This is a genomic window from Rathayibacter sp. VKM Ac-2928 (assembly GCF_022815545.1).
In the GTDB taxonomy this organism is placed as follows: domain Bacteria; phylum Actinomycetota; class Actinomycetes; order Actinomycetales; family Microbacteriaceae; genus Rathayibacter; species Rathayibacter festucae.
In genome coordinates this window covers 190,887-216,113 of record NZ_JALGRU010000003.1, presented here as the reverse complement: position 1 = coordinate 216,113, position 25,227 = coordinate 190,887, and the positions used below count along the sequence as shown (strand labels likewise).

The window sequence follows — 25,227 nt, the reverse complement described above, 5'->3', positions numbered from 1 at the left end:
GTGCCCCCGGAGATCCGCCCGGACGGCTACGGGCACGCCGGCTTCTGGCCCGACGGCAAGGCGGCGATCGTCCTGCTGCCCAGCGGCGCGCAGGGCGAGACCCTGCTCGAGCTGGCGGCGCAGTGGACGAAGACCGGCCTGCTCGGCCAGGCCCTCTGGGTGCTGCCCGAGCACGTCAAGACCTCGCCCTACGCGCCGCCGCAGATCGAGGCCGTGGTGCTCGGCGTGGGCGCCGACCTCGAGTCGGTCGCGATCGCCGTCGATCTGTTCGAGGCGCTCGCGGAGGAGCCGCTCGCCCTCGTCCGCCTGGTCACCCTCCGCTCGGCCCTGCCCGAGCGCGAGACCGACGAGGCGCAGGACGCGGTCGCCGATCTCGTCAGCCGCTGGGTCCGCACCTCGATGCCGCTGCCGAACCCGTCCGCGACCCTCGCCGACCAGACCACGGAGCTCCGCCGGGTCACGCTGATCTGCGCGCCGACCGCGTTCCAGCTGCGCGAGCGGGTGGAGGCGCACGAGCACGGCTTCGTCGTCATCGCCTCGCCCGAGGACCGCTCGAGCCCGTGGTCCGGCGACGCCTTCGTCCGCGACGACGAGCGCTTCACCGGCTTCACGCTCACCCACCTGGCGAGCGTCGCGGGGCTGTGGAACGGCGTCACCGACGGCAGCGTCGAGCTGATGAGCCGCGAGTCCGACGGCGGCGACTCCGTCTGGATCTCGCGGGTGTTCCTCAACGCGGTGCTGACCGAGTCGCTCGGCCGCCGCGTCGCCGCCGGGGTGCTCGAGAACGCCGCCCGCCCGGACTCGCTGCTGATCGACCCCAGCGTCAGCCCGCCGCCGCCCGGCACCGCCTACATCGACGACGGCCAGATCGCCGGCTACGTCGACAGCATGGTCGCCGGCGCGCTGCGCCTGGACGGCGGCGCGCTCACCTACGACTCCGCCGGCTCGCTCGACGTGCCGGAGCCCGAGCGGATCGGCTTCTGGGCGCAGATCGGCCGCTTCTTCGCCTTCTCGGCCGGGAAGCTCGTGCAGATCCCGCGCTGGGCCGTGCTCTGGATCACCTCGAGCGCGAACCGCTCGGTGACTCGCGCCCTGCACACCTCGCAGGGCTCGGCCGTGGTCGGGGCCGACTACGACGAGGTGCTGGACGTCCGCGACCGGCTCCTGGTCGCCGACCTCGAGCACCTCCGCGAGGACGAGGGCCGCGCCCGCGCCGAGGCCGACGCGCCCGCCGCGATGGCGCACGTCCGCACCACGCCGCAGCTCTGGGCGGGCCTGCGCGAGCTGGTCTTCGGCGCGCTCGACGGCAGCGCCGACCTCCGCGACGCGGGCTTCGCGCCCGTCGAGGGGGCCGTGCCGGTCTTCGGCCGGGTGGGCGACGTGCTCGCGCTGCCGGACGATCCGTGGGTGTCGTCGGGGTACGACGTGCCGCCGGGGTTCCCGGAGCGGGTGGACTGGTATGCGCTGGCGCTCGCGGATCCGCGGGAGAGGCTACAGAACTGGGTGTCGGCGTCGGAGGCGGCGGCTGCTGCTGCGCAGGTGCCCGAGGTCTCTTCGGCTGAGGCGCCGGTCGCTCCGGAGCCGTCGGACCAGCCGTCCGACCCCGCCGCGTTCGCGCCGCCCGCGCAGGAGACGCTCGTCGAGGGCGAGGCCGCCGAGCCGCGCGCCGTCGTGCAGATCGAGGTCCCCGCGGAGGAGGCTCCCGAGCCCGTGAAGCCGCCCGTGTCCGCCTACGACGCCGAGGCGCGCCGCTCCGGCCGCCTGCAGGCGCTCGGCGAGTACGACCTGTGGGCCGGCCGGCAGAGCTCCTCGTTCGTCTGGCGCTTCCTCGACCGGATCGGCGCCGAGCGCCGCCGTGCCGAGGACGAGGTCGCGTACCTCAAGGGCGAGATCGACGCGATCCGTCCGCAGCGCCCCGGCGAGCTGCTGGGCCTGCGCCGCGAGTTCCACCGCACGCTGCTCGTCGGCTGGGTCACCGTGCTGGCGCTCGCGATCGTGGTCGGCGTCGGCATCTGGTTCGTCAACGACTACGCCTCGCGGCAGCCCGCGGGCACCTTCGATCCCGGGCTGATCACCTCTGTGCTCTTGTGGGTGCTGGTCGGCCTGGCCGGTGCCGGGGTGCTGATCACGCTGATCTCGCTCGTCCGGTACCACGCCGGCTGGTCGCGCTTCGAGCGGCGGATCCAGCTCGAGCGCACCCGACTCGCGCACTACGGCCGCAGTGCCCGCCGCGCCCGCGAGGAGGCCGCACGCCTGCGCTCGGTGCACCGCCAGGCCGTCGAGTGGCTGGTGCTGCTGTCCAAGGCCGTGCACCGTCCGTGGCACGTGCCGCCCGTCTGGCTGCAGCACGAGACCTTCGACGTGGAGCGCGGCGCCATGCCGTTCGCTGTGCGCCTCGCGACCGTCAGTGGCGAGGAGACCGCGGCGGTGGCCCGCATGCGCGCCGCGATGACGTCCAAGCTCGTCCGCCGCGGCTGGCGGCACGAGGCCTTCGAGGCGCTCGTGCAGGAGATGGCCGCGGACTACGGAGCCGGCCAGGGCTTCGGCCTGTCGGCGCTGGACGAGGACCTCCCGCACTCGTCGAACCACACCCGGCGGATGCTGCTGCGCGCCCTCGACGACGAGTCGCTGCTCACCCGGATCGCCGCCCCGCGCCTGGCCGACATCGTCGCCTCCGTGCAGCGCGACGAGGAGGCGATCGCCCGCCCGCGGGTCCGCCCGATGGGCACGAACCCGCTGAACGCGCTGCGCCGCCCCGAGGACTTCGAGGGCGTCGAGCTCGACGTCCCGTGGGACGACTTCCTGCTCGACTCGCTGACCCGCGCCGACCCGATGACCCCGGTGAGCGCCACGGTGCTGACCGAGCTGCAGGTCGGCGAGCGCTACCACGAGCGCGTGACGAGCTTCCTCGTCGCGCCGTCGCGGCTGCAGGAGCGGCTGCGGTTCGACCCGTCGGCGCCCATCCACGTGGTGCCGTTCGAGGCGTCGACGGGGTCGCCGGTGGATCTGGTGTGGCGGGTGGACGTCGTCGGGCCGGTGCCGCGCGCGGCGATCCGGCTGTGGGACGGGGCGGTGCGGGCCTCGGCGCCCGTCGTCCCGGCTGACGGCGACTCGGGGGTGTAGTCGGTGAGTGCTCGTCCTCGCGATACGTCGTTGAAGCCGACGGGTCGCGAGGACGAGCTTCTCTTCAGCTAGCTGATGCCTGACCTACATCGAGGCGCAGGTCAGGCACTGTCGATAGCCGTTGGTCCCCTGACGCTTGTTCGCGGGAGGGATCTGCTGGCCGGATGGGCAGTCGGAGTGCACGTGGTGCACGTCCGGGTCGTTCGGATTGATGGAGTAGTACGCGTTCACTCGCATGATGTCTCCTTCGCTAGAACAGATGGAACTTCTTGAGTCATTGAGTACCAGGGACCTCCGACATCGCGAGAGACCCAAGACGCCGCGAATCGGGCAGGCTCGTCCATGGATGGGCGGCGGATCGAAGCCCGCGAAGCGGACTCCCCATCGGTCGACCAGCCCGCCTATCGGGAGAATTATGCTGATCGAGTAGCCCGCGCAGCGGGCGTATCGAGATCCCGCTCCGCCAGCACTCGTTAGCGAGAGCCCTGTTCAATCGGACTGCAAGCCTGCAGCACCCGCGACTGCAAAGTCCTCTCCGGAACCCTGGTCGACCCGTACGACGGCACCGCGGTGTCGTTCGTCTCCGGGAGCGACACGTCGCGGCTGGTGCAGATCGACCACGTCGTCGCCCTCGGCTGGGCCTGGCACCACGGCGCGTGGGCATGAACGGACGAGCAGCGCCTGCTGTTCGCGAACGACCCGGCGAACCTCGTCGCCGCCTCGGACGACACGAACCAGTCCAAGAGCGACGCCGGCCCGGGGGAGTGGCTGCCGCCGGCCCCCGAGCTGCGCTGCGGCTACGTGGAGCAATTCGTGGGGGTGCTGGGGGCGTACGGGCTGGCGATCGGGGCGGAGGACCGGGCGGCGGCGGAGGCGGTGCTGGTCGGGTGTTGATGCGCGCCGGGGTTGTGCCGCCCGCGGAGCCTGCGCGCCGTGCTCGGCTAGCCTGAGCGGCACTATGGCCTTCGACTCGGACGCGGACTGGGACGACGCGGACCCGTTCGACCGGCCGGCTACCCGTAGGCGCCCCGCCCGCCGGCTGTCGGCCGGCGAGGACCGCGTCACCGCGATCCTTCTGCTCGTGTTCTTGCTCGTGCTCGGCGCGATCCTCTTCGTCCTCGTCCTGATCGAGAACCTGACCTTCGATGCGAACCGCGTGAACAACCGCCTGGACGGCGTCTCGGTCCTTGGCGAGACGATGTGGATCGTCCCCGGAGCAGTGGGCCTGTCCGCGCTCGCGACGCTCGTCGCACTCCTTCGCCCCGACAGGTCCCGCCGCATCTGGTGGATCCCGGTGACCGGCACGGCGGTCACCGTCGTGACTTTTCTGATCGCCTCAGGGATCGTGATCACCGCTGGGCGCTGACTGCAGAAGGTGAGTGCTGCTCTGCGCCCTGCCGGTGACTACGGCCGGGCATACCCGACCGGGCCGCGTCTATTAACGATGACTTTCGATGGCGAAATGAAGAGCAGAGCAAGGCTCAATCGCAGACACGAGCGTCTCTCGCTAGCTCTTCTCCTCGGTGTTTCTACTCTCGGGCTATGCCCGATCTCACTCCCGCTGATCTTTCCCTCGAGCTGGGAGTTTCTCAAAAGCGCATTCGCTCAGTTCTCCGAGAAGACTTCGGAAATCTTGATCCCAACATCACCCGATGGGCTCTCACCGACGAGCAGGCCGACCTGGTCCGTGCCCGAATCTCCCGGCGTGCAACAGGAACGCGCTTCACTCTCGTTCCCGGCGATCAGGTGCGTCGGAGATCGGTTCATGCTGCGTACGGCGGTCAGCAGCAGGGCGGCATCTCCACGCCGAAATCACTCGGTGAGATCCTCATTTTCACCGATCCGGGGAAGGGTGCCCGCTACGGTTACGACCGCTTCGAGGGCCTGCGCGAGGACGGTTCCTACTCGTACACGGGCGAGGGCCAGATCGGTGATCAGGTCTTTCTTCGCGGGAACCTTGCTCTTCGCAACGCCGCGGTGCAGAACCGCGTGATCCGGCTTTTCACGGTGCAGGGAACGAGCGTGACCTACATTGGAGCCTTCACGACGGGGACTCCGACCTACCGCTTCGAAACCATCCCCGACACCGAGGGGACGCTTCGGCAGGGCATCATCTTCACCCTCGTTCCGATTAGCGCCGACGTCTCGACACTCCCCGCCTATGGCGGACGTCCGGTGGCGTCAGCGGAAATCTCCGAGTGGTCTGCACCGGAATCGTCCGATGTTGTGATCGCGGGTGCGGACCTGAGCCCGCTCGAGGAGCGGGTGGTTTCCCGCGTGGAATTCGAACTGCAGGCGGCCTTCGGTGAGTGGCTGGCGGAGAATGGAACTCCGCCGAGTCGGCTCACCCTTCCCGTCGGCTCCACCCGGATTGAGCCTGATCTCTACGTGAAGTCCAGCGGCTGGATCGTCGAGGCCAAGAAGTCGACTGCTCGCGCCTATGTGCGCACTGCAATCGGCCAGGTTCTTGATTACGCCCACGTCGCCAATGGCCTCGGCTGGGCAGCTGTTCCCGTCATCCTGCTGCCGGGTCGTCCCGAGTCAGATCTCCTCGAACTGATTGGGAGGCTCGGGATCATCACCGCGATCCGCACGGACGACGGCTTCGACCTCGTCGATCCCTAAGCCGTCAGGAGGGCGACGGCGGGTAGATCGGCGGGTGCCCATTCCAGCGGAGTGAGGTCAGCACGCGTGACCCACAGCATCGAGTCATGGTCGGTGCTAGACGTGGGAGTCTCCGAGGAGAGCGTCGCCCAAAAGCACGACAGCCTGATCACGCGCGTAGAGCCTGCGGTGTCGTCGACCGTCAAAAGCTCGCCCACTTCGATGTCGACGCCGAGCTCCTCGCGGATTTCGCGCGCGAGCGCCTGTTCGTGGGTCTCGCCGGCCTCGACCTTGCCGCCCGGGAACTCCCATTTGCCGCCGGCGTCCTTCTCCGGTCGGCGGCGGCAGGCCAGGATGCGGCCGTCGCTCTCGATGACGGCAGCAACAACGTCGAGGACATCCACGACTCCATCATGGGGCACCCTCACAACCAAGGCTGAGGGGCGCTCTTCGCCTGAGTGTGCAGCCCTCCAGGCGCTCAGCCTTGGTTTCGAGGCCGGGCCGCTGAGCAAGCCGCGCCTCCGCCCCGTCTTTGACGCCCCCGCCACCCCCGTGTTACGTTCGCTCTCGGACATGTGACTGGTCGTGCAGGCAGGATCCGACGAAACGCGTACGAAGCGTCGTCGGGTCCTTTTTTTGTGCCCGGACGCCTCCTGACGCGCCGATGACGGTGCGGGGACAGCGACGGAAGCAGCAAGAACGCGACGCAGCACAGCGCAGGGAAGCGCGCGTCCCCCACACACCCGAAGGAGTACCGATGAGTACCCAGGACAGCGCGAAGGCGATCCTCGAGCACGTCGGCGGCGCCGGCAACGTCTCGAAGCTGCAGCACTGCTCGACTCGCCTGCGCTTCGCGCTCGCGGACGACCAGAAGGCCGATGTCGACGCCCTCAAGGCGGTGCCCGGCGTGATCGGCGTCGTCATGGGCCCGCAGACGCAGGTCATCGTCGGCAACGGCGTCGCCGAGATGTACGCGGCGGTCGAGAAGCTGCGCGGCGGCACCGAGGCCACGGCCCCGAAGGCGAAGCAGCCGCGGTCGCTCAAGCGCCTCGGCGCGACGGTCATGGACTTCGTCGTCAGCGTCTTCACGCCGATCATCCCGGCCATCGCCGGCGCCGGCATCTTCAAGTCGTTCCTCGTCCTCGCCTCCGCGGTGGGCTGGCTCGACCCCGCGAGTGACAACTTCAAGCTGCTGTCCGCCATCCCGGACGCGGTGTTCGGCTTCCTGCCGCTCCTCGTCGCGTACACGAGCGCCAAGAAGCTCGACGTCAACCGGCCGCTCGCGCTCGGACTCGTCGGGGTGCTCGTCTTCCCGGCCTTCACCACGCTGCTCAACCAGGAGGGCGGCGTCGCCCTCTTCGGCATCCCGGTCCCGGTGATCGCCTACAACGCGCAGGTGTTCCCGGCGATCCTCGCGGTCCTCCTGCTCTCGGTCGTCGAGCGCTTCTTCACGAAGCACTCCTGGGGTCCGATCCGCACCTTCTACGTGCCGCTGATGTGCCTCATCATCGTCGCGCCGGCCACGATCTTCCTGCTCGGACCGCTCGGCTACTGGCTCGGCTCGATGCTCACCGGCGCCCTGATCGGCCTCTACGGTGCGCTCGGCTGGGTGGCCGTCGCCCTCCTCGCCGGCGTGCTGCCGCTGATCATCTCGGTCGGCATGCACAAGGCCTTCATCCCGCCGACCATCGCGACGATGGCCAGCGCGGGCAAGGACACCTTCTACCTCGCCTCCTCCCTCGCCCACAACGCCGCCGAGGCCGGCTCCAGCCTCGCGATCGCCCTGCGCACCAAGAGTGCGGCGCTGCGCGCGACCGCCTTCTCCGGCGGACTCTCCGCCCTCTTCGGCATCACCGAGCCCGCCCTCTACGGCGTCACCCTGCAGAACAAGCGCGCGCTGATCTCCGTGATCTCGGGCAGCGTCGTCGGCGGCGCCTACATCGGCGCCACCCAGGTCGCCGCGTTCGCGCTGGTCAGCCCGGGCGTCGCGAGCATCTCGATGTTCATCGACGGGCTGAACCCGTGGAACCTGCTCAACGCGGTCATCGGCCTGCTGATCTCGGTCGCCGTCTCGTTCGTCGTCTCCTTCATCATCTGGCGCGACGACGCCTCCGCCAGTGTCCAGGCCCTCGGCGACGTGGTCGCGAAGGACGCCGACGACGCGACTGCCCTGACCGCCCCGCTCAGCGGCGACGTGATCCCGCTCAGCGAGGTGAACGACCCCGTCTTCTCCGCCGGCGTCCTCGGCGAGGGCATCGCCATCCGCCCCACCGACGGCGTCGTCCGCTCGCCGTTCGCCGGCACGGTCATCGCCGTCCTCAGCTCCAAGCACGCCATCGGCCTGCGCCGCGACGACGGGGTCGAGGCCCTCATCCACGTCGGACTCGACACCGTCCAGCTCGACGGCGCCCCCTTCGACGTGCACGTCGCCGTCGACGAGCGCGTCGAGGCCGGGCAGCTGCTGCTCACCGCCGACCTCGTGGCCATCACCGCCGCCGGCTACGACACCACCACCCCGGTGCTGATCACCAACTCGGCCGAGTACACCGTGCTCATCGAGGCCGCTGACCGCGTGTCGGCGGGGGATGCGATCATCACCGTCACCCAGAAAGAGAAGGAGCTCGCCGATGGCGCTGCCTGAGGGATTCCGTTGGGGCGGCGCACTCGCCGCCAACCAGGTCGAGGGCGCATGGCGCGAGGGCGGGCGCGGGCCGGCCGTCAGTGACGTCGCCTCCTACAAGCCGAAGGCCGACCCCAAGGAGTACGCGATCCACCATCAGAACACGGTGGCGAGCATCACCGCGGCGATGGCGGACGACGACACCGAGTACTACCCCAAGCGCCGCGGCATCGACTTCTACCACCGCTACCCCGGTGACCTGGCGCTCTTCGCGGAGATGGGCTTCACGACCCTCCGCGTCTCGATCGCCTGGACCCGGCTCTACCCGACGGGGGAGGAGGCGGAGCCGCTCGAGGAGGGCGTCGCCTACTACCTCGCGCTCTTCACCGAGATGCGGCGCCTGGGCATCGAGCCGCTGGTCACCCTCTCGCACTACGACCCGCCGCTCGCCCTGGCGCTCAAGCACAACGCCTGGGTCGAGCGCCGGACGATCGAGCTGTTCGAGCGCTTCGCCCGCACCTGCTTCGAGCGCTTCGGCCACCTCGTCGACATGTGGCTGTCGTTCAACGAGATCGACGGGATCATCCGCCACCCGTTCACCTCGGGCGGCATCATCGAGGAGACCGTCGAGGGGAGTGTCGAGCAGGCCTGCTACACGGCGCTGCACCACCAGTTCGTCGCGTCGGCGTCGGTCACCCGCATCCTGCACGAGCTCTGGCCCGAGGCGCGGATGGGCTGCATGCTCACGATGCTGACGACCTACCCGAACACCTGCCACCCCGACGACGTCGCGGCCACCCAGGCCAAGGAGCGGATGCTCTACCTCTGCACCGACGTCCAGGCCGGCGGCGCCTACCCGCGCCTCGCCCTGCGCGCGCTCGCGGCGCGCGGCGTCGAGATCCCGTTCGCGGAGGGGGACGCCGAGCTGCTGCGCGAGCACCCCGTCGACTTCATCTCGTTCAGCTACTACATGTCGATGACGGAGTCGGTGCGCCCGGATGCCGAGCGCACCCCCGGTAACACCGTGCTCGGCGTGAAGAACCCGTTCCTCGAGTCGAGCGAGTGGGGCTGGCAGATCGACCCGGTCGGCCTGCGGATCTCGCTGATCGACCTCTACGACCGCTACGGCAAGCCGCTGTTCATCGTCGAGAACGGGCTCGGGATGCGGGACGAGCTGGTCGCCCCGCAGAATGAAGGGGAGGATCCCCGCATCCATGACCCCTACCGGATCGACTACTTCCGCGCGCACTTCGAGCAGATGATCCAGGCGGTGGACGAGGGTGTGGAGCTCCTCGGCTACGTGAGCTGGGCGCCGATCGACCTGATCAGCGCCTCCAGCTCGCAGATCTCGAAGCGCTACGGGTTCGTCTACGTCGACATGGACGACCTCGGCCACGGCAGCACGAATCGGTACCGGAAGGACTCCTTCTACTGGTACCAGCGGGTCATCGCGTCCAACGGCGCCGACCTGGGATGACCCTCGCCGCACCACCCGCCCGCCGGGCCGCGCAGACGCCGTCGACGGAGACACGCATGCAGACCATCAAGAAGGTGCTCAACTCGAGCGTCGTGCTCGTCGTCGACGAGCGCGGCGCCGAGCGGGTGCTGCTCGGCAAGGGGATCGGCTTCGGCGCCAAGGCGGGCGAGGTGATCGAGGCGTCCGCGGTGGACCAGGTGTTCGTCGCGCTCGACGACGCCGACCAGCGGAACCTCGTCGAGCTGCTGGCGCAGATCCCGCCGGAGTTCGTCGAGCTGACCCGAGCGGTCGTCGCCGATGCGGAGGAGCAGGGTCTGAAGCTCGATCCGCACGTGTACCTCGCGCTGACCGACCACCTGCACTTCGCGGTGGAGCGGCAGCGGCGCGGGCTCGCGGTCGCCAACCGGCTGGCCTGGGAGATGCGCTCGGTCTACCCGGTGCAGTACGCGGTAGGGGAGCGGGCGGTCGCGGCGATGCGCTCGCGGCTCGGAGTGGACGTGCCGGACGACGAGGCGGCGAACGTGGCCTTCCACCTCGCCAACGCGGAGCTGGGCAAGGTCGGCATCGACTCGCTGCGGATCGTGCAGCTGATCCGCTCGGTGACCGCGATCATCCAGCACACGAGCGGGGCGGCGCTGGACCGCGAGGACCTGCGCTCGGCGCGCTTCGTGGCCCACCTGCAGTACTTCGCCGAGCGGTTCTTCTCGGGCGGGCTGCTGGTCAGCTCGGACGACTTCCTCTTCACGAGTCTCAGCACGCGGTATCCGCGGGCGGTGGCGACGGCGGAGCGGGTCCGCGCGTTCGTGCGGGCGGAGTACGGTGCGGAGCTGCCGAACGAGGAGGTGGCGTTCCTGGCGCTGCACATCGCGCGGGCGGCGCCAGAGTAGGGCGCGTTCCCGTCCCACCCATCACTACGGAGAGAGCACCATGACACGCGGCACCGTCCACTTCGTCCGGCACGCCCAGACGCTGTTCAACGTCAACGGCCAGCTGCAGGGCTGGTGCGACTCGCCGCTGACCGCGCGGGGCGAGCGGCAGATCGCGGCCCTCGGCGAGCGGATGCGCGGGGTGCCGCTGGTCGCGGCGTTCCTGAGCGACCTCACCCGGACGCGGACCACGGCCGCGGCGGCGCTCGTGGGGCATCCGTCGATCGAGCCGGTGCCGACGTCGACGCTGCGGGAATGGCACTTCGGCGGCTTCGAGGGGCAGCCGAACGCGTCGCTCTGGGAGCCGGTGTTCGCGGACCACGGCTACTCGTACGTGCCGGCCTCGGCGGACTGGCCGCGGATGACCGACGCGGGCCTGGACAGCGTCATCGACGCGATCCACCGGCACGACCCCTCCGGCCGCGCGGACACGGCCGCCTCGGTGCGGGAGCGGGTGGAGGCGGCGCTCGCGCTGATCCTGCCGGCCGCCGAGCACGGCGACGTGCTGGTCGTCACTCACGGCACGGTGCTCGGCAGCCTCCTGCGCGCCATCGACCCCGCGCACCGGCCACGCGCGGGCTTCCCGAACTGCGGCATCGTCCCGGTGACCGACGGCGTGATCGGCCCGATCGACGCGAGCTGCGCGGTCGACTGACGGCGGGGCCGCTGGGCGGACGCCTGCGGCGGCGGTGCTGACGGGGGTGGGTCTCGATACGCCGCCTCCGGCGGCTGCTCGACCAGCATGGTGTCGCCTCCGGCGGCTGCTCGACCAGCATGGTGTCGCCTGCGGCGGCTGCTCGACCAGCATGCTCGGCGGGCGCCCCCATCATGCTGATCGAGTAGCGCGCGCAGCGCGCGTATCGAGATCCCCCGCCGCAGGCGCGTCGGTCGTCGAGGCGTCCCGCTCCCGTCGAGGCGTCCCGCTGTACAGGGACGTCTCGACCGTTCGGGGACGCCTCGGCAGCGAGGCCCGGCTCACCCCTTCAGCGGGTCGTTGCCCCAGTTCATCAGCGAGTAGCGCCACTTCGTCTCGGTGACGTCGCCGGAGGGGCGCTGCTTCGAGTGGCGGGCGACGTAGCCGGTGACCTTCTTCATGTGCGCGTAGTCGTCCTCGCTGAGGTCGGCCTGCTTGGTGCCGAGGATGTCGATGATCCGGCGCCCGCTGTGGTGGCCGACGGACTCGCCGCCGCTGGCCGGCTTCTGACCGACCTCCTTCGACTCGTCCTTCTCGAGCCACGCCTCGATCTCCTTCGCCGTCATGTTCACGGCGTCGTGGAAGTCGTCGCGGATGCCGCGCTTCTCGTCGTCGGTCGTGTCGTCGCTCATCGTGCTCGCTCCTCGGGTCGGTACCGCTCCACTCGAGCGCTCCGCGGGCGAGAGGTCAAGCCCCGTTCGTTTCGCGGGCACGCGCGTACCGTCAGGAGCCAGCCACCCTCAGACGACCCGCACAGGAAGAGGCCTCCATGCCCTCACGCAACACGCTCGTCCGCAGCCTCCACGACCTCGGCGCCGCCGCCTGGTTCGGCGGTTCCCTGATGGGCGCCGTCGGCCTGAACGGCGCCGCGTCCACCTCCTCCGACCCGTCCGAGCGCCTGCGCCTCGCCGCGAACGGCTGGGCCCGCTGGACCCCCGTGCAGCTCGCGGCGATCGCCGCCCACGGCGTCGGCGGCATCGGCCTGATCCTCGCCAACAAGACCCGCCTGGCGAACCAGCAGGAGAGCCGCACCAACACGGTCGTGAAGACGATCGTCACCGGTCTCGCGGGCGCCGCCTCCGTCACCGCCGCGATCGCCGGCGCGACCCAGGCCAAGCACGCCGACGAGGGCGCGAAGGGCGTCACCGAGGCGTCCTCGAGCAACTCCGACGATTTGACCACCGCGCTCCGCGTCCAGAAGGTCACCCAGTGGGCGATCCCCGTGCTGACCGCCGTCATCATCATCCTCGGCGCCCAGCAGGGCGAGCAGCAGCGCCCGGTCGCCGGCCTCTTCGAGACGACCGCCCGGATGTTCCGCAAGTAGCACTCCGCGTCGGCGCGGGGTCAGTCCAGGCGGCTCGCCTCCGCGCCGACGTGCCAGCCCTCGTCCTTCACCCAGCTGAACCCGAGCGCGCACTGGTGCGGGACGACTCCCGGCTCCGGCACCGTGTGCAGGGAGACGCTGAACGGCGTCGGCACGATCGCGTCGTAGATCGTCACGACCGGATCGGTCCCGACCAGGTCTGAGCAGAACCGCGTGATCGTCGCCCGCTGCTCCGCGGTGTCGGCGGGGACGAGTTCGGCGATCGCCGCGTCGTCGTCGAGCGCGGGCAGCAGCCGGGCGACCAGCACCCGGCCGTCCCCCTCCGGCGGCACCGTGCCGGCCGTCGGGTCGCCCCAGTCGCTGAGCGCGAGCGCCGCGAGCCCGGCGGGGATCGCGATCAGGACGGCGAGTACGCCGCCGATCACGAGGGCGCGGCGCCGGGGGCGTCCTGATGTCCCGGTCCTGGTCGCCGCTTCGGGCCGTTCGCTCACGCTCGGAGACTAGGCCCTCGTCCACGTGCGAGCGTGCAGCTCACCGGGTCACACGGCGAAACACCCCGTCATCGGGGGTAGTGGACTTCGCTCGCGAGCGTCCGGGCAGCACCCTGGATGCACGCGGGATCCGGTGCGTGAACACCGGCTCCCGCCGCCATCGCGGCGTGCCCGAGAGGCCAGGGAGCGGTCTGCAACACCGCTGACGCGGGTTCGAATCCCGCCGTCGCGTCGATGGTGAATCCTGTGGGGCCTATGCCCTCGGGCGCGCCACCTCAAACGCCGCGATTACGTCCTTCGGAAGCCGCCCGCGAACGCCGACGTCGTGGCCGTTCGCCAGCGCCCAGCTGCGGATCTCGGAGGGGGACGCCGTCGAGCGTGCCTCGGACGGCAGAGCGACGACCACTTCGGAAGGTCGGGAGCGCGGCGCGGCAGGCGTCGCGCGCGTCTCCGGCTCGGCGGACGAGCGTGCCGGCTGGAGGTGCTTGAGGAGGATCTCGAAGGTGTCCGGGTGGACGATTCGAGTGCCGTACTCGAGGGCACGCTCGTACTTGCCGCCCGAGAAGGAGCCGTCTGCCACGAGGACGGCGGTCAGGCGGGAGACGTTCCCCAGCACCCGGACCCCGAGCTGCTCGGCGCGTCGTTCCAGCTTCTCGCGCTGACGCTCGTCGCAACCGGTGAAGGCGACGCGGTCGCCGACATGGAGGGGAGCGCCGTGCGCCCAGATGCGGGGGAGGGGCCCGAGCCCGGCGCTCAGCCGGGTGATCCGGGCGGCGTCCGCGCGCTCGATGAGGGTCTTGACCGAGTTCGCCGGGACGGACAGCAGGGCGGCGAGGGCCAGAAGCTGCTGCCGTTCCGACTGCGACACCCGGCCGTCGTCGAGTGCTCGGTGCGCGAGCGCCTGCAGGAACGCCGCGTGGGCGGAGGCGACGTCCGCGGCGGAGAGGCCGAACGTCCGGGTCAGCTCATCGAGGGCGGACGCCTCCGACACCGAGAGGTCGCCGTCTGTGAGGCAGTCGAGCAGCAGCTCGAGGTAGGCGATCGTTCCGACCGGCGCGCCCTCGTCGATGAGCTCGAGAAGGCCGACATTCGTCAGCTGCTGCACGAGGGGCTGCTGCTCCGGGCGCTTCGGCGTGATGCGGACGGGAGCGCTCCGCCGTGCTCCGGCGTCGCGGCGCCGCGAGACCGCGGCTCGAGAGGGCGCGCTCGGCCAGAGCGGTGTGCGCGGAAGTGCGGCCAGAGTCGGATGCGGGCGTCGACGATCGGCGGTGAGGTAGCTGCGGAGCAGTGCGGCCGTGGCGCGTGCGTCACCGAGCGCGGAGTGGGCGTCGACCAGCTCGACGCCGGCACCCCAGCAGCAGTCGGCGAGACGTCGGCGCTGAAGGTCCGGGAGGTAGTGGTGACTTCCGTCCATGGTGCAGAAGGTCGACAGTCGGGGAACCGCCCATCCCGCCGCCTGGAACTCCTCGTGGAGGAAGGCCGTGTCGAACTTCGCGTTGTGCGCGACGATCGTGACTCCGCCGAGTGCGGCGGCGATGGTCGGGGCGAGGTCGCGGAAGAGCGGTGCGCCGGCGACGTCCGACGCCCGGATGCCGTGGATGTGAGTGGCGCCGACCGGTCCTTCGGGATCGAAGCGGGAGACCCACTCGTCGACCACGACTCCCGCCGCATCGGTGCGGACGATCGCCAGTTCGAGGATGCGGTCCTGCCGAGGGGAGAGGCCTGTCGTCTCGACGTCGATGACGGCGAAGGCGGGGACCCTTGCGCCGGTCGTACCCGCCGGCTTCTCGGGCGTCGGCACTGTCTCCAGCAAGCTCAGAAGCCACTTCACGATCCCCACAGATGTCCCCCTCGTCGAGTGCAGGTCTTCATGCTGGCAGACAGCGCCGCCCGTCCTGGCTGCGGGGGAGCACTTCTGCTCGGAGCGCCCGGAAGGACCGGCACCGAGCCCGCTCAGAGCGCCTCGGATCCCGGCAGCACCAGCTCGACGTTCCCCTTCGACGAGGCGGCGATGATCTCCGCCTGTTCACCCAGTGCGAGGCGCAGGTCGTCCGCCGCGATCCAGTGCCGGTCGGGCGAGCGCTCCGCCGACTCGAGGAAGCTGTTGCACGCGCGGTACATCGCGCGCACGGGTCCGCGGGCAGGGGACTTCGGGCGCAGCGACCGCATGACCTCGGCGATCTGCGTCCGCATCGACAGGACGGAGCGCTTCATCCGGTCGAAGTCCGAGCCGGGCGACGTGTCGGTGCCCGGGACGAGTGTCCGTCCTGGGACGAGGAAGACCCGTCGCCGCCCGAGGTCGAGCAGCAGCAGGTCGAGGGCGTTCCACTCCGCCTTCTTCTCGGCGGAGGACTGCCGGCGGGACTCGACGTAGAGGGTCGCTCCGGCGCCGACGACGGCGCCGAGCACGGCGGCGAAGAGTTCTTCCATGCTCGGAGGCTAGGGCGTAGCCGGTCCTCGGTGCGGGGCGATGCTGTCGGCTCGCCCCGAAGACGGGGTCCGGGTCAGCGCTCCGGGGATCCTCGGTGAGCCTCGCGGACGGCATCGGCGAGCCCGGCCCAGGGCGTCGCGCCGTGCGACACCCTCTCTACTCCCGCGAGACCGATCGAGTCGCCGGCGGCAGCGTCGAGCGCCTTCCGAGAGACGACGTGGAAGGTCCACTGCGCGAGGTCGAGCGGGTCGTACTCCGAATGCCGGAGGGACGTCTGCGTGCAGAACACGTACACGTCCGCATTCAGAGTTCGGGAGCCCCGCGGTCCGGTGCGCAGCCCGCTGAACGACAACCGGCTGTGCCGCTCCTGCGGCCAGGCCTGCAGGAGCGCGGACGACTTCACCTCGACGGAGATGTCCTCGAAGAGCAGGTCGTACGCCTCCCACTCCACCCGGTGGACGTCCTGGAGGCCCAGGGCTCTCGCGACCAGGAACTCCGCCAGGTAGCCGCGGGTGTTGTTCATCCGCAGATCGCTCATCGCGAAGCGCCAGAAGTCGAGGACGTGCGCGTCGATCCCGACGAACGCCTCGTCGCCCCGCAGATCCGCCGCGGCGGAGGGCGGGTCAAGTGGCTCGAACGACACGGCTACTGCGGGGTCGCGATGCAAACGGCCGAGGCGAAGGCGCCGGTGCCGGTCTCCTCGGCGAGGACCTCGCCGTCGAGGGTGATGCGGCAGGTGATGTCGCCCTCGTCGTCGGCGCCGTTCGTCGCGGTCACGGAGAACGCCTGGAAGGCGGTGCTGTCGACCTGCAGCTCCTTGGTGAAGGGGAGGGGCTGGGCAGCGGCCTGCTCGACGCCGGAGTTCGCGCCGTCGAGGGTGGAGTAGACGATCGACGTGTCCGTGCCGGCGCCGGTCACCTCGTACACCAGGGCCTGGGGAGTGCCGGACGTCGCCGAGGCCTGCGCCGTCGCGATGGCGTTCGAGATGCCGCTCGCGAAGCCGGCGGTGTAGACGATCGCCAGGATGATCGCGAGCACGATCGCCAGGGCGTTGAGGATCACGCCGGCGATGGCCGTCCCCTTCTTCCTGCCCTTGAGGAACAGCGCGATCACGCCGAGCACCAGGCCGACGAAGGCGACGAAGCCGGAGACGTAGTTGACGATCGGGATGACGGCGCCGACGAGCGCGACGATGCCGATGATCAGCGAGGCGAGGCCGAGGCCGTTCCCGGTCTTCAGGGACTGCGGGCCGGTGCCGGGAGTGGGCTCGGGATACACGGCGGGGTTGTAGGCGGTCATGCCGCGAGTATCGCAGCAGCGCGGTTGACCGTCCTATCTCTACATAGGTAGCCTCGGCGCATGACTCCGCTCAGCCGCATGACCGCCGCGACCGCGGACGTGCTCCGCGCGCTCCTCGACGCCTCCGGGCCGACCTGGGGGATGCTCGTCATCAAGGGCACCGGGCGACCGGCGGGCAGTGTGTACCCGATCCTGGAGCGGCTCGAGGGGGCCGGCTGGGTGTCGTCGGCGTGGGAGGCGGACACCGAGCGCAGCGGTCCGCGGCGCCGACTCTACGAGCTGACGAGCGAGGGCGCGCAGGCGGCGGCGACCGCGGTCGCGCGGTTCGAGGCCGCCGCGGCCCGGCCGGTCCGGCTCTCCGGAGCGGAGGCCCGCGCGTGATCGACCTGCTGCTGCGACTCCTGGCCCTTCTGCTCCCGCCGCTCGCCCGCGAGCGCTACCTCGAGGAGTGGCGGGCCGACGTCGCGGGCGCGGATGAGGCGGGGCTGCGGCGCCGCGACGTCGTGCTCGGCGCGCTCGTGCTCAGCGCGACCCTCGACCGCGGGCTGCCGGTGCACTCGGGGGAGCCGCGGTTCCTCCGGCCGCGTCGGCTGGCTCGGCGCGGGCTCGGGCTGCTGACGGCTGCTGCGGTGATCCTGATCGGCGGGTACCTGACCGGCGGAGGAGTGGTGCCGGAGGGGGTCTCCGCGGGGGTGCTCACAGTGATGCAGGCGACGGGTCGGGTCCTGATCGGGCTGGCGCTCGTCGTCGGGCTGGTCGGCGCCGCGCACATGGCGGGGGCCGCGCGCGCCGCCGAGACGAGGACGGCGCGGGTGTCGCTGCTCGCGGCGATCGCGGGGCCGGCGATGGTGGCGGGCGGCGTGCTGGTGCCGGGGGCGCCGTGGTGGCTGCCGCTCCTGGGCTTCCTGGTGTCGAGCGCGGGGCTGGCGACCGGTGTCGCGGTGATCGGCGGGACGCGGCCGATCGCGTGGGAGCACCGGACCGCGTCGCGGGCGCGGCGGGCGCCGATCGCGCTGGGCGGGGCGGCGCTGGTCGTCGCTGTGGTCGTGGTCGGCGGGATCGACCTGCTGGTCTGGAATCCGCTCACCAAAGTGCCGGGCACCGATCTCGCCACGATCTACCGGCTGCTGGCCGAGCGCGACGGGTTCTCGATCACGGGCACGCTCGTCGCGACCGCGATCTGGGCGGCCTTCTGGACGGTGCCCGCGCTGTTCGTGGCGGCGCTCGCCGTGCACCGCGCGGGCGACGCCCTCACTCCGCGGCGGCTCGTGATCGTGATGCTGTCGTTGGTCGGCGCGGCGATCTTCTTCCGCTTCTTCACGGGCTTCGGCATCGGGATGTCCATCGCCGACTCGTTCGCGACCAGCGGGGGCGATGCGTCGGTCGTGTCCGCGGTGCTGCCGTGGGTGGGGCAGCTCTCGCTCGCCGTCGCGGCGATCGCCGTCGGCTGGGCGCCGCGGGCGCGGATCCAGCCGGTCGCGGTGGCCGCCTGAGAGGGCGGGTCTGCTGACTCGACGTCCGGCGGTGGTGGATCTCGATACGCCCGCTGCGCGGGCTACTCGATCAGCATGGGCGGCGCCGGGCGAGCCGGCTGGGCCGCAGCCGGCTTGCATGCCGAAGGGACGCCCGCAGATCATGCTGGTCGAGTAGCCCCGGAGGGGCGTATCGAGACCCGGCGTTGTCATCAGGGCGGGTCTGCAGACTCGACTTCTGGCGGTGGCGGATCTCGATACGCCCGCTGCGCGGGCTACTCGATCAGCATGGGGCGGGCGCCCGAGCCGACTGGGCCGCAGAAGTTCGCGGCGGGGCACGCGGAAGCGGGGCCGGCGGAACTCCGCCGACCCCGCCTCCCGTGCGGTGGTTACTTCTGGGCGGTGCGCCTGCGCGTCGCGGTCAGCGCGAGTGCACCTGCGCCGCCGGCGATCAGGGCGAAGGCCAGCGCGGCCAGGCCGGTCGTGCCCTCGGCGCCGGTGTGCGCGAGCGCGGCACCGGGCTTCGCCGTGGGCTTCGGCGTCGCGGTCGGCGCCGGAGCGACGGGACCGGCGGTCGCGGTCGGCTCAGCGGTCGGCGCGACGGTGGGCGCCACGGTCGGCTCCGCCGTCGGCGCCGCGGTGGGCTCCGCCGTCGGCTCGACCGGCGGCGCGGTCGGCGAGGCCGTCGGCTCCGGGGTCGGCGCGGCGGCCAGCTCCGGGGTCGACGCCGGGGCGACGCGGTTCAGCGTGGCCTGCTCGTAGTCGTACGACATCGCGAGCAGTGCCGCGTCCTGGCTGCGCGGGGCGGCCAGCTCGAGGCCGGCGGCGGTTCCGGTCGAGGTGAAGCCGGCCGGCAGCGAGACCGTCGGGACGCCGGTGTTCGCGCCGACGTCGCAGAACGTCGTGCCCGCCCAGTCGGGGGTCGCCGCCGTCGCGCTGGTCGGCATCGCCAGGGCGTCGAGGTCGTTGTCGATGAAGAACTGGTCCATCGCCAGCTTGCCCGCGTCCTGAGCCGCGATCGCCGCGTCGTACGCGGGGTTCGGGATGTCCGCGTTGCTGTTGAAGAACGCGACGTCGTCGGGCAGCAGCGAGGTCTTCCCGTCCGCCATGACGTCCGAGAAGGTCAGCGCGTCGGCCGGCTCCGTGAGACCCGCGAGGCCCTCGGGCCAGGTCGCCTCGGTGTCCGCGAAGAACGCGTCGATGCCGGGGCGCAGGTCGAGGTAGCCGCCGCTGACGAGCGTGTTCGCCACGAACTCGCGGGTGAAGGTCGGCACCGGCACGATCTCGGCGCCCTGGGCGGCGAGGTCGAGGACCGCCTGGTCGACGAGCCCGGTGGTCTCGGCGAGGCCCGGGCGGGCCGGGTCCTCCTCGTAGTCCCAGCGCACGTAGCCGATGCGCTTGCCCTCGAGCGCGGTGTCGCTGAGCCCCTCGACGTAGTCGGAGCTGTCCTGCTGATCCGCGATGACGGTCAGCGGGTCGGTCGGGTCGTAGCCCGCGAGCACCTCCATCAGCAGCGCCGCGTCGGTGACGGTCGTCGTCATCGGTCCCGAGACGTCCTGGCGCGGCGACAGCGGGACGATGCCCGTGACGCTGGTCAGGCCCATCGTCGGCCGGTAGCCGACGAGGCTCTGGTGCGCGCTCGGCCCGACGATCGAGCCGCAGGTGTCGGTGCCGAGGCCCGCGGGGGCGTAGCCGGCGGCGACGGCCGCGCCGGTGCCTCCGCTCGAACCGCTGGCGCTGTTCGCCTGGTTGTAGGGGTTGTTCGTGCGGCCGCGCTCGGAGCTGAGCGTGTAGGTGCCGTGCCAGGCGAATTCGGCCATGTTGGTCTTCGCGAGGATGATCGCGCCGGCGTCGCGCAGGCGCTGCACGGCCGTCGAGTCGAGCTTCGTCTGGTACGTGTGCAGGGAGGCGCTGCCCGCGGTGGTGGGCATGTCGAACGTGGCGTAGTTGTCCTTCACCAGGATCGGGATGCCGTGCAGCGGTCCGCGGATCGTGCCGGCCGCGCGCTCGGCGTCGAGCTCGGCCGCGGTGGCGAGCGCGTCCGGGTTGGCCAGGATGACCGCCGCGAGTCCGGGCTGGTCGCCGTAGGGGTCGTCGTAGGCCGCGATGCGGTCGAGGTAGCGCTGGGTCAGGGCGACGGACGTCGTCGCGCCGGACTGCAGGAGCGCCAGGGCGTCGGTGATGCTGAGGTCGACGACCGCGGGGGCGGCCGCGTCGACGGGGGGAGTGGTCGCGCCGAGCGCCGCGGGGGCGGCGAGGGCGGTGCCGAGTGCGAGTCCGGTGCACAGGGCGGTGGCGGCGGAGAGTCGGACGACCCTCCGGAACGAGGGGGTGGTGGACAAGCGACAACCTTCGGATCGAGTGGGAGGGGGCTTGGAGCCTCCCCAGTCTCGGAGCCGGATGTTGCACGCCTGTTTCGGCGCGGAGACGATCGAGCGCGCCCGGTGTCCCCCTTCGAGGGGCGTCGAGGGAGCGCTCTCAGCGGGAGGCGTCACCGACGAGCGCGGTGCTGCTCCCCTCCTCATCGGGGACCCGGCTGAGGATGTCGCCGGGCTGGCAGTCGAGGACCGCGCAGATCGCGTCGAGGGTGGAGAAGCGGACGGCCTTGGCGCGGCCGTTCTTGAGGATCGAGATGTTCGCGGTGGTGATGCCGACCGCGGCGGCCAGATCGGTGACCGACATCTTGCGCTTGGCGAGCTCGACGTCGAGGTGCAGGACGATCGCCATCAGACGACCTCGGCGAGCTCGCTGCGCTGCTCCACCGCGAGGTGCAGGAGGCGTCGCATCACGACGACGATCAGCGCGGTCGTCGCGCTCGCCACGGCGACGAGCCCGAAGGCGAGGGCCGGCAGGGGCGCGGGTGCCGCGGCGAGCGAGGCGACGGCGCCGACGACGGCCAGCACCGCGCCGGCGACGAAGGCGCCGATGGCGAGGTCGACCCAGAGGTCGGAGCGGTGGTCGCCCGCGAAGAGCGTGTCGTCGCGGACCAGGCTGAGCAGCCGCCAGACCGCGATCAGCACGGCCTCGACGCAGAGCAGCCCGGCGACCACGACGGCGACGAGCACCGCGTCGACCGGCCCGCCGTCGAGCGCCTCGCGGGCGACCGGGCCGACGGCGAGCTGCACGAGCACGCAGCCGAGCAGCAGCACCAGCAGGAGGGTGCGGAGCGCGAGGAGGACGGGTCGGGGCATGCGGGGCTCCTGGGTCGTGAGGGGTGCGTGTCGAGAGGCGAGCATATCGAAGAACGTGCGTTTCCTATCGAAGTTCGATACTGTCACCGTCATCGCAGGGCAGCAAGCGAAGGCGGGGGAACGGCGTGGGACGACGGGGACGAGCGCTCACGGGCGCGGCGGTACTTCTGACGATCGCGGTCGTCGCGACGGGCACGGGGCCGGCGGAGGGACTCGAGCTGGCGCTGTCGGCCGACGACTGCGTCGAGAGCGCGAGGGCGGACTGGCGGCCGGCGCCGCTCCTCGTGCGCGGAGAGCAGGCGGTCTTCGACGTCGAGGTCACCGCCCGGGAGGACTGCCCGGCGGAGCGCCTCGTCGCCGTCGCCGCCACGGCGTCCGAGGCGATCGACGCGGCGCTCGGCGCGGCTCCGGCGGGGCGGCGCTCGAGCGAGCTGGTGCTGCGGGTCGGCGACGACGTCCTGTCGATCGCGGATCCGCGGGAGCGCACGGCACCGGTCGAGGCCTGGGACGCCCTGCGCCGCGGCATCGACGGGAGCCTCTCGGTGCGGACGGTCGAGAGCTACCCCGTCCTCGCGATCGTCCTCGCCCCGACCAGTGCGGCGACCGCACTCGACGCGCTCGATCTCCTCCTCGAGCAGCGCTCCGCCCTCACGGAGGGCGACCTCGACTGGACGATCGAGCAGCCCGCGACCGAGTCGCGCGGCGCCGCCTCGATCCGTGTGCAGGAGGAGCGCCCGGCCGACGAGATCGTGCGCCTCGCCCGCGAGATCGACGGCTCCTTCTCGGGGGTCCGGCAGTCGACGGTGCACCTGAACGGCGCGGTGCTGAACGTCGAGCTGACGGGGTCGCCGGGGGTGTCCGCCCCGCGCTCGCTCCGCGACTCCGTCCTCTGGCCGCGCGTGCTCGGCACGATGACGGCGCTGACCGGCCGGGGGAGCGGCTACGCGATCGGCGCCGAGATCGCGGCGGAGGCGGCCGACGGCTCCGGGCCCGTCGTCGACTCCTTCGCCTCGTCGTCGCTGCAGTGCGCGGCGACGCCCGGAGCGGGCGCGACGACGCAGGCCGCCTTCGAGCACCTGCGCGCGTCGATCCGGCCCGCCCATCCCGGCGAGAGCTTCGCCTTCAACGGCCTGACGGCGCCGGCCTGCCGGTGAGCCGCGCACGACATCAGCTGAGAAGGGGGTCCCTCCCCTCACAGAGGAGGCCCACCCTTCTCAGCTGATGTTGTGCGCGGCCCCGGTCAGTCCAGGTGCCGGAGGTAGCGCTGCGGGTCGCCGAGGAAGCCGCGCCAGGTGCGCACGAGGTCCAGATCGTCGTACTCCGCGCGGCGAAGGCCCCACTCGCCGAGCTCGTAGAGGTCCGCGCCCGGCAGCGCCGCCAGCACCGGCGAGTGCGTCGAGAGGATCACCTGCGAGCCGCCTGCCACCAGCGACCGCAGCTGGCCGATCAGTGCGAGGCAGCCCGAGACCGAGAGCGCCGACTCCGGCTCGTCGAGCAGCCACAGCCCGCGGATCCGGGAGCGGTTCACGACGATGTCGAGGAACGACTCGCCGTGGGACCGCTCGTGGTAGTCCGCATCGCCGAGGCCGATGTCCTCGAGGTAGGTGAAGAAGCCGTGCATCGTCTCCGCGCGGAGGAAGAAGCCGCGCTTCGAGGCGCCGGCCCCGCGCACCAGCTGCAGCTGCTGGGAGAGGTCGGACTCCGAGACGCGGGTCGAGTGCATCGCGCCGGTCGAGCCGCCCTCGGCGTTCAGCCCGTAGGAGAGCGCGATCGCCTCGAGCAGCGTCGACTTGCCGGAGCCGTTCTCACCGGTGATCACCGAGACGGGGCCGAGGTCCCAGCCCTCGTCGAGCACCTGGCGCACCGGCGGCAGGGTCGCGGGCCAGACGACGGACTCCAGCGCGGAGGGGTGCTTCTGCACCCTGCGCACGGGGAGGGAGGAGAACACCTGCACCCCCTCCGGTCGCGACGACCCGGCCAGTCAAGCACGGGGCCGCGGGAGCCGGCGGCTCAGACCGCCCAGCCCGCCTCCGCCAAGGCGAGCGCCGCATCGGCGCGCGGCGAGTACGGCAGGTCCTGGTCCAGCACCACGCGGTAGTCGGTGTCGCCCGGGCCGACCCAGAGGATCGAGTCGTCCGCCCCGGCCCGGCCGACGGCGGCGCGCACGGCCTGCGCGGGCTCGGCGATCTCCTGCACCTCGCAGCGGCCGTCGCGGGCGCCGTCGAGCAGCGCGCGGCGGATCCGCGCCGGGTCCTCGAAGCGCGGGTGGTGGTCGGTGACGATCAGCAGGTCGGCGCGCTCGGCGGCGGCGCGGCCCATCGGCGCGCGCTTGCTCGGGTCGCGGTCGCCGTCTGCGCCGAGGATCACCAGCACCCGGCCCGGCGTGACCTCGCGAAGGGCGTCGACGGTGCGGGCGACGGAGTCGGGGGTGTGCGAGAAGTCGACGTAGAGCCGCGGGCCGGCCTCGCCGGAGACGAGCAGGGTGCGGCCGGGGACGGCGACGTCGATGCCGCCGGCGACGGCACGGGCGAGCGCGTCGCGGTCGTGCCCCGCCTGGACAAGCATCACCAGGGCCAGCGCCGCGTTCGAGGCCATGTGCCGGCCGATCAGCGGGACGGAGGTGGTCAGGGTCCAGCCGTCGGGCGCGGTCAGGCGGAACCGGGTCGCGTCGGCGCTCAGCGCGAGGACGTCCACGTGCCAGTCCGCCTCGGTGGTGGAGCCGACGGTGACGACCGGGACCTCCGCCTCCGCGGCGACCGTCCGCCCCTCCGTAGTGTCGACGACGACGACGCCGCGCCGGCTGCGGTCGGGGCGGAAGAGCCGCTGCTTCGCCCGGAGGTAGCTGCCGAGGTCGCCGAAGTCGTCGAGGTGGTCGTGGCTGAGGTTGGTGAAGCCGGCGACGTCGAAGACGAGGCCGTCGACGCGCGAGCGGATGAGCGCCTGCGCGCTGACCTCGATCGCGGCGGACTCGACGCCGTCCTCGCGCATCCGGGCGAGGAGCGCGTGCAGCTCGGGCGCCTCGGGCGAGGTCAGGCGGCTGGCGACGACGGTGTCGCGACTGCGGCGGTCCGCGGTCGAGCTGAGGCCGGAGGGCACGCCGAGCCGGCGCAACACCGCGTCGAGCAGGTGCACGGTGCTGGTCTTGCCGTTGGTGCCGGTGACGCCGAGCAGCTGCGGACGGTCGCGGTCGGTGCCGTAGACGCGGGCGGCGATCGCGCCGAGGGCGGCCCGGGGATCCGCGGACACCAGCACCGGCAGGCCGCTCGCCCGCGCGGCCGCGAGCCCGGCCTCGTCGGTGAGGACGGCGACCGCTCCGGCCGCGGCGGCCTCGTCGGCGAAGTCCGCCCCGTGGCGGCGCCGGCCGGGCAGCGCGGCGAAGAGCGCGCCGGGGGAGATCTCGCGGTGCGCGAGAGTGACGCTGCGGATCAGGACGTCGCCGGCGCCGATCAGCGCGAGTCCGTCGCCGAGCTCGCGCAGCGGGACGCCCGCGACGCGGTGGGGTTCGAGGAACCGGAAGGTCGGCATCGGCCTGTCTCCTGGGAACGGACCGGTCCCGCGCGGAAGCGACCGCGCGG

General features: G+C 71.8%; 24 protein-coding genes and 1 tRNA gene. 12 read left to right on the top strand and 13 right to left on the bottom strand.

Going from position 1 to position 25,227, the window contains the following annotated elements:
- On the top strand, positions 1-3,123 hold the full coding sequence (locus tag MT350_RS12510; RefSeq protein ID WP_243616028.1) for a hypothetical protein: 3,123 nt from the start codon (positions 1-3) through the stop codon (positions 3,121-3,123).
- 84 nt (positions 3,124-3,207) lie between these two features.
- Here the strand turns inward: MT350_RS12510 and MT350_RS12505 are convergent, their stop codons facing one another.
- Positions 3,208-3,360, bottom strand: a complete 153-nt coding sequence (locus MT350_RS12505) for a hypothetical protein (RefSeq protein WP_185020195.1) — start codon at positions 3,358-3,360, stop codon at positions 3,208-3,210.
- A 721-nt stretch (positions 3,361-4,081) separates the two neighbouring features.
- Between MT350_RS12505 and MT350_RS12500 the strand changes: the two genes are divergently transcribed.
- Complete coding sequence (locus MT350_RS12500) at positions 4,082-4,489, top strand: hypothetical protein (RefSeq protein WP_243616027.1); 408 nt, start codon at positions 4,082-4,084, stop codon at positions 4,487-4,489.
- 176 nt (positions 4,490-4,665) lie between these two features.
- Entirely contained in the window at positions 4,666-5,748 is a 1,083-nt protein-coding gene (locus tag MT350_RS12495; protein ID WP_243616026.1) for a YDG/SRA domain-containing protein, read from the top strand.
- Here MT350_RS12495 and MT350_RS12490 read toward each other — a convergent pair.
- Positions 5,745-6,131 carry a (deoxy)nucleoside triphosphate pyrophosphohydrolase gene (locus MT350_RS12490; protein WP_243616025.1) on the bottom strand — a complete coding sequence of 129 codons (387 nt, stop codon included), beginning with the start codon at positions 6,129-6,131 and terminating at the stop codon, positions 5,745-5,747. The two genes, MT350_RS12495 and MT350_RS12490, sit on opposite strands and share 4 nt — an antisense overlap.
- A gap of 353 nt (positions 6,132-6,484) precedes the next feature.
- On the opposite strand from MT350_RS12490, the gene MT350_RS12485 reads away from it, so the two are divergent.
- The 4 genes from MT350_RS12485 to MT350_RS12470 are packed head-to-tail and all read left to right on the top strand — an operon-like array spanning position 6,485 to position 11,405.
- Complete coding sequence (locus MT350_RS12485) at positions 6,485-8,368, top strand: beta-glucoside-specific PTS transporter subunit IIABC (RefSeq protein WP_243616024.1); 1,884 nt, start codon at positions 6,485-6,487, stop codon at positions 8,366-8,368.
- Positions 8,355-9,824: a glycoside hydrolase family 1 protein gene (locus MT350_RS12480; protein WP_243616023.1), complete on the top strand. Its 1,470-nt coding sequence runs from the start codon at positions 8,355-8,357 to the stop codon at positions 9,822-9,824. Before MT350_RS12485 ends, MT350_RS12480 begins: the two co-directional genes overlap by 14 nt.
- A gap of 56 nt (positions 9,825-9,880) precedes the next feature.
- Positions 9,881-10,711, top strand: coding sequence for a PRD domain-containing protein (locus MT350_RS12475; RefSeq protein ID WP_132437919.1), 831 nt, complete (start codon positions 9,881-9,883; stop codon positions 10,709-10,711).
- 40 nt (positions 10,712-10,751) lie between these two features.
- Positions 10,752-11,405, top strand: a complete 654-nt coding sequence (locus tag MT350_RS12470; protein WP_243616022.1) for a histidine phosphatase family protein — start codon at positions 10,752-10,754, stop codon at positions 11,403-11,405.
- Positions 11,406-11,725: 320 nt separating this feature from the next.
- Here MT350_RS12470 and MT350_RS12465 read toward each other — a convergent pair whose 3' ends face one another.
- Positions 11,726-12,076 carry a DUF3140 domain-containing protein gene (locus MT350_RS12465; protein WP_243616021.1) on the bottom strand — a complete coding sequence of 117 codons (351 nt, stop codon included), beginning with the start codon at positions 12,074-12,076 and terminating at the stop codon, positions 11,726-11,728.
- Positions 12,077-12,213: 137 nt separating this feature from the next.
- Between MT350_RS12465 and MT350_RS12460 the strand changes: the two genes are divergently transcribed.
- Positions 12,214-12,768: a hypothetical protein gene (locus MT350_RS12460; RefSeq protein WP_243616020.1), complete on the top strand. Its 555-nt coding sequence runs from the start codon at positions 12,214-12,216 to the stop codon at positions 12,766-12,768.
- Positions 12,769-12,788: 20 nt separating this feature from the next.
- Here the strand turns inward: MT350_RS12460 and MT350_RS12455 are convergent, their stop codons facing one another.
- Positions 12,789-13,259, bottom strand: a complete 471-nt coding sequence (locus MT350_RS12455) for a hypothetical protein (protein WP_243616019.1) — start codon at positions 13,257-13,259, stop codon at positions 12,789-12,791.
- Positions 13,260-13,420: 161 nt separating this feature from the next.
- On the opposite strand from MT350_RS12455, the gene MT350_RS12450 reads away from it, so the two are divergent.
- A tRNA-Cys gene (locus tag MT350_RS12450) sits at positions 13,421-13,491 on the top strand.
- Between the two features lie 21 nt (positions 13,492-13,512).
- On the opposite strand, the gene MT350_RS12445 is transcribed toward MT350_RS12450, so the two are convergent.
- The 4 genes from MT350_RS12445 to MT350_RS12430 form a co-directional block, all read right to left on the bottom strand.
- Positions 13,513-15,072, bottom strand: coding sequence for a histone-like nucleoid-structuring protein Lsr2 (locus MT350_RS12445; protein ID WP_243616018.1), 1,560 nt, complete (start codon positions 15,070-15,072; stop codon positions 13,513-13,515).
- A 140-nt stretch (positions 15,073-15,212) separates the two neighbouring features.
- Positions 15,213-15,689 carry a hypothetical protein gene (locus tag MT350_RS12440; RefSeq protein WP_243581236.1) on the bottom strand — a complete coding sequence of 159 codons (477 nt, stop codon included), beginning with the start codon at positions 15,687-15,689 and terminating at the stop codon, positions 15,213-15,215.
- 74 nt (positions 15,690-15,763) lie between these two features.
- Positions 15,764-16,333 (bottom strand): hypothetical protein, encoded by a 570-nt coding sequence (locus tag MT350_RS12435; RefSeq protein WP_243616017.1) that lies wholly within the window; start codon positions 16,331-16,333, stop codon positions 15,764-15,766.
- Positions 16,334-16,335: 2 nt separating this feature from the next.
- Positions 16,336-16,989: an MmpS family transport accessory protein gene (locus MT350_RS12430; protein ID WP_243616016.1), complete on the bottom strand. Its 654-nt coding sequence runs from the start codon at positions 16,987-16,989 to the stop codon at positions 16,336-16,338.
- 60 nt (positions 16,990-17,049) lie between these two features.
- On the opposite strand from MT350_RS12430, the gene MT350_RS12425 reads away from it, so the two are divergent.
- The gene (locus MT350_RS12425) at positions 17,050-17,370 is read left to right on the top strand and encodes a PadR family transcriptional regulator (RefSeq protein ID WP_123446692.1); all 321 of its coding nucleotides are present in this window, start codon (positions 17,050-17,052) and stop codon (positions 17,368-17,370) included.
- The gene (locus MT350_RS12420) at positions 17,367-18,482 is read left to right on the top strand and encodes a hypothetical protein (RefSeq protein ID WP_243616015.1); all 1,116 of its coding nucleotides are present in this window, start codon (positions 17,367-17,369) and stop codon (positions 18,480-18,482) included. Before MT350_RS12425 ends, MT350_RS12420 begins: the two co-directional genes overlap by 4 nt.
- A 368-nt stretch (positions 18,483-18,850) precedes the next feature.
- On the opposite strand, the gene MT350_RS12415 is transcribed toward MT350_RS12420, so the two are convergent.
- From MT350_RS12415 to MT350_RS12405, 3 genes are all read right to left on the bottom strand, one after another.
- Positions 18,851-20,803 carry an amidase gene (locus MT350_RS12415; protein WP_279396415.1) on the bottom strand — a complete coding sequence of 651 codons (1,953 nt, stop codon included), beginning with the start codon at positions 20,801-20,803 and terminating at the stop codon, positions 18,851-18,853.
- 136 nt (positions 20,804-20,939) lie between these two features.
- Positions 20,940-21,188, bottom strand: a complete 249-nt coding sequence (locus MT350_RS12410) for a helix-turn-helix transcriptional regulator (protein WP_173251434.1) — start codon at positions 21,186-21,188, stop codon at positions 20,940-20,942.
- Positions 21,188-21,652, bottom strand: coding sequence for a DUF2975 domain-containing protein (locus MT350_RS12405; RefSeq protein ID WP_243616014.1), 465 nt, complete (start codon positions 21,650-21,652; stop codon positions 21,188-21,190). The genes MT350_RS12410 and MT350_RS12405 overlap by 1 nt, the downstream gene beginning before the upstream one ends.
- Positions 21,653-21,777: 125 nt before the next feature.
- Here MT350_RS12405 and MT350_RS12400 point away from each other — a divergent pair, with 125 nt between their 5' ends.
- Positions 21,778-22,806: a hypothetical protein gene (locus tag MT350_RS12400; protein ID WP_243616013.1), complete on the top strand. Its 1,029-nt coding sequence runs from the start codon at positions 21,778-21,780 to the stop codon at positions 22,804-22,806.
- Between the two features lie 86 nt (positions 22,807-22,892).
- On the opposite strand, the gene MT350_RS12395 is transcribed toward MT350_RS12400, so the two are convergent.
- Together MT350_RS12395 and MT350_RS12390 are read right to left on the bottom strand one after the other, a co-directional pair.
- On the bottom strand, positions 22,893-23,606 hold the full coding sequence (locus MT350_RS12395) for an AAA family ATPase (RefSeq protein ID WP_243616012.1): 714 nt from the start codon (positions 23,604-23,606) through the stop codon (positions 22,893-22,895).
- 56 nt (positions 23,607-23,662) lie between these two features.
- Positions 23,663-25,177, bottom strand: a complete 1,515-nt coding sequence (locus MT350_RS12390; protein WP_243616011.1) for a Mur ligase family protein — start codon at positions 25,175-25,177, stop codon at positions 23,663-23,665.
- Positions 25,178-25,227: the final 50 nt, after the last annotated feature.

Excerpts from the sequence above, each read along its gene's own strand:
- MT350_RS12440 (WP_243581236.1), bottom strand. The coding sequence starts at position 15,689 with ATGGAAGAACTCTTCGCCGCCGTGCTCGGCGCCGTCGTCGGCGCCGGA.
- MT350_RS12465 (WP_243616021.1), bottom strand. The coding sequence starts at position 12,076 with ATGAGCGACGACACGACCGACGACGAGAAGCGCGGCATCCGCGACGAC.
- MT350_RS12425 (WP_123446692.1), top strand. The coding sequence starts at position 17,050 with ATGACTCCGCTCAGCCGCATGACCGCCGCGACCGCGGACGTGCTCCGC.
- MT350_RS12410 (WP_173251434.1), bottom strand. The coding sequence starts at position 21,188 with ATGGCGATCGTCCTGCACCTCGACGTCGAGCTCGCCAAGCGCAAGATG.
- MT350_RS12480 (WP_243616023.1), top strand. The coding sequence starts at position 8,355 with ATGGCGCTGCCTGAGGGATTCCGTTGGGGCGGCGCACTCGCCGCCAAC.
- MT350_RS12495 (WP_243616026.1), top strand. The coding sequence starts at position 4,666 with ATGCCCGATCTCACTCCCGCTGATCTTTCCCTCGAGCTGGGAGTTTCT.
- MT350_RS12475 (WP_132437919.1), top strand. The coding sequence starts at position 9,881 with ATGCAGACCATCAAGAAGGTGCTCAACTCGAGCGTCGTGCTCGTCGTC.
- MT350_RS12485 (WP_243616024.1), top strand. The coding sequence starts at position 6,485 with ATGAGTACCCAGGACAGCGCGAAGGCGATCCTCGAGCACGTCGGCGGC.
- MT350_RS12430 (WP_243616016.1), bottom strand. The coding sequence starts at position 16,989 with ATGACCGCCTACAACCCCGCCGTGTATCCCGAGCCCACTCCCGGCACC.
- MT350_RS12460 (WP_243616020.1), top strand. The coding sequence starts at position 12,214 with ATGCCCTCACGCAACACGCTCGTCCGCAGCCTCCACGACCTCGGCGCC.
- MT350_RS12505 (WP_185020195.1), bottom strand. The coding sequence starts at position 3,360 with ATGCGAGTGAACGCGTACTACTCCATCAATCCGAACGACCCGGACGTG.
- MT350_RS12500 (WP_243616027.1), top strand. The coding sequence starts at position 4,082 with ATGGCCTTCGACTCGGACGCGGACTGGGACGACGCGGACCCGTTCGAC.
- MT350_RS12470 (WP_243616022.1), top strand. The coding sequence starts at position 10,752 with ATGACACGCGGCACCGTCCACTTCGTCCGGCACGCCCAGACGCTGTTC.
- MT350_RS12405 (WP_243616014.1), bottom strand. The coding sequence starts at position 21,652 with ATGCCCCGACCCGTCCTCCTCGCGCTCCGCACCCTCCTGCTGGTGCTG.
- MT350_RS12390 (WP_243616011.1), bottom strand. The coding sequence starts at position 25,177 with ATGCCGACCTTCCGGTTCCTCGAACCCCACCGCGTCGCGGGCGTCCCG.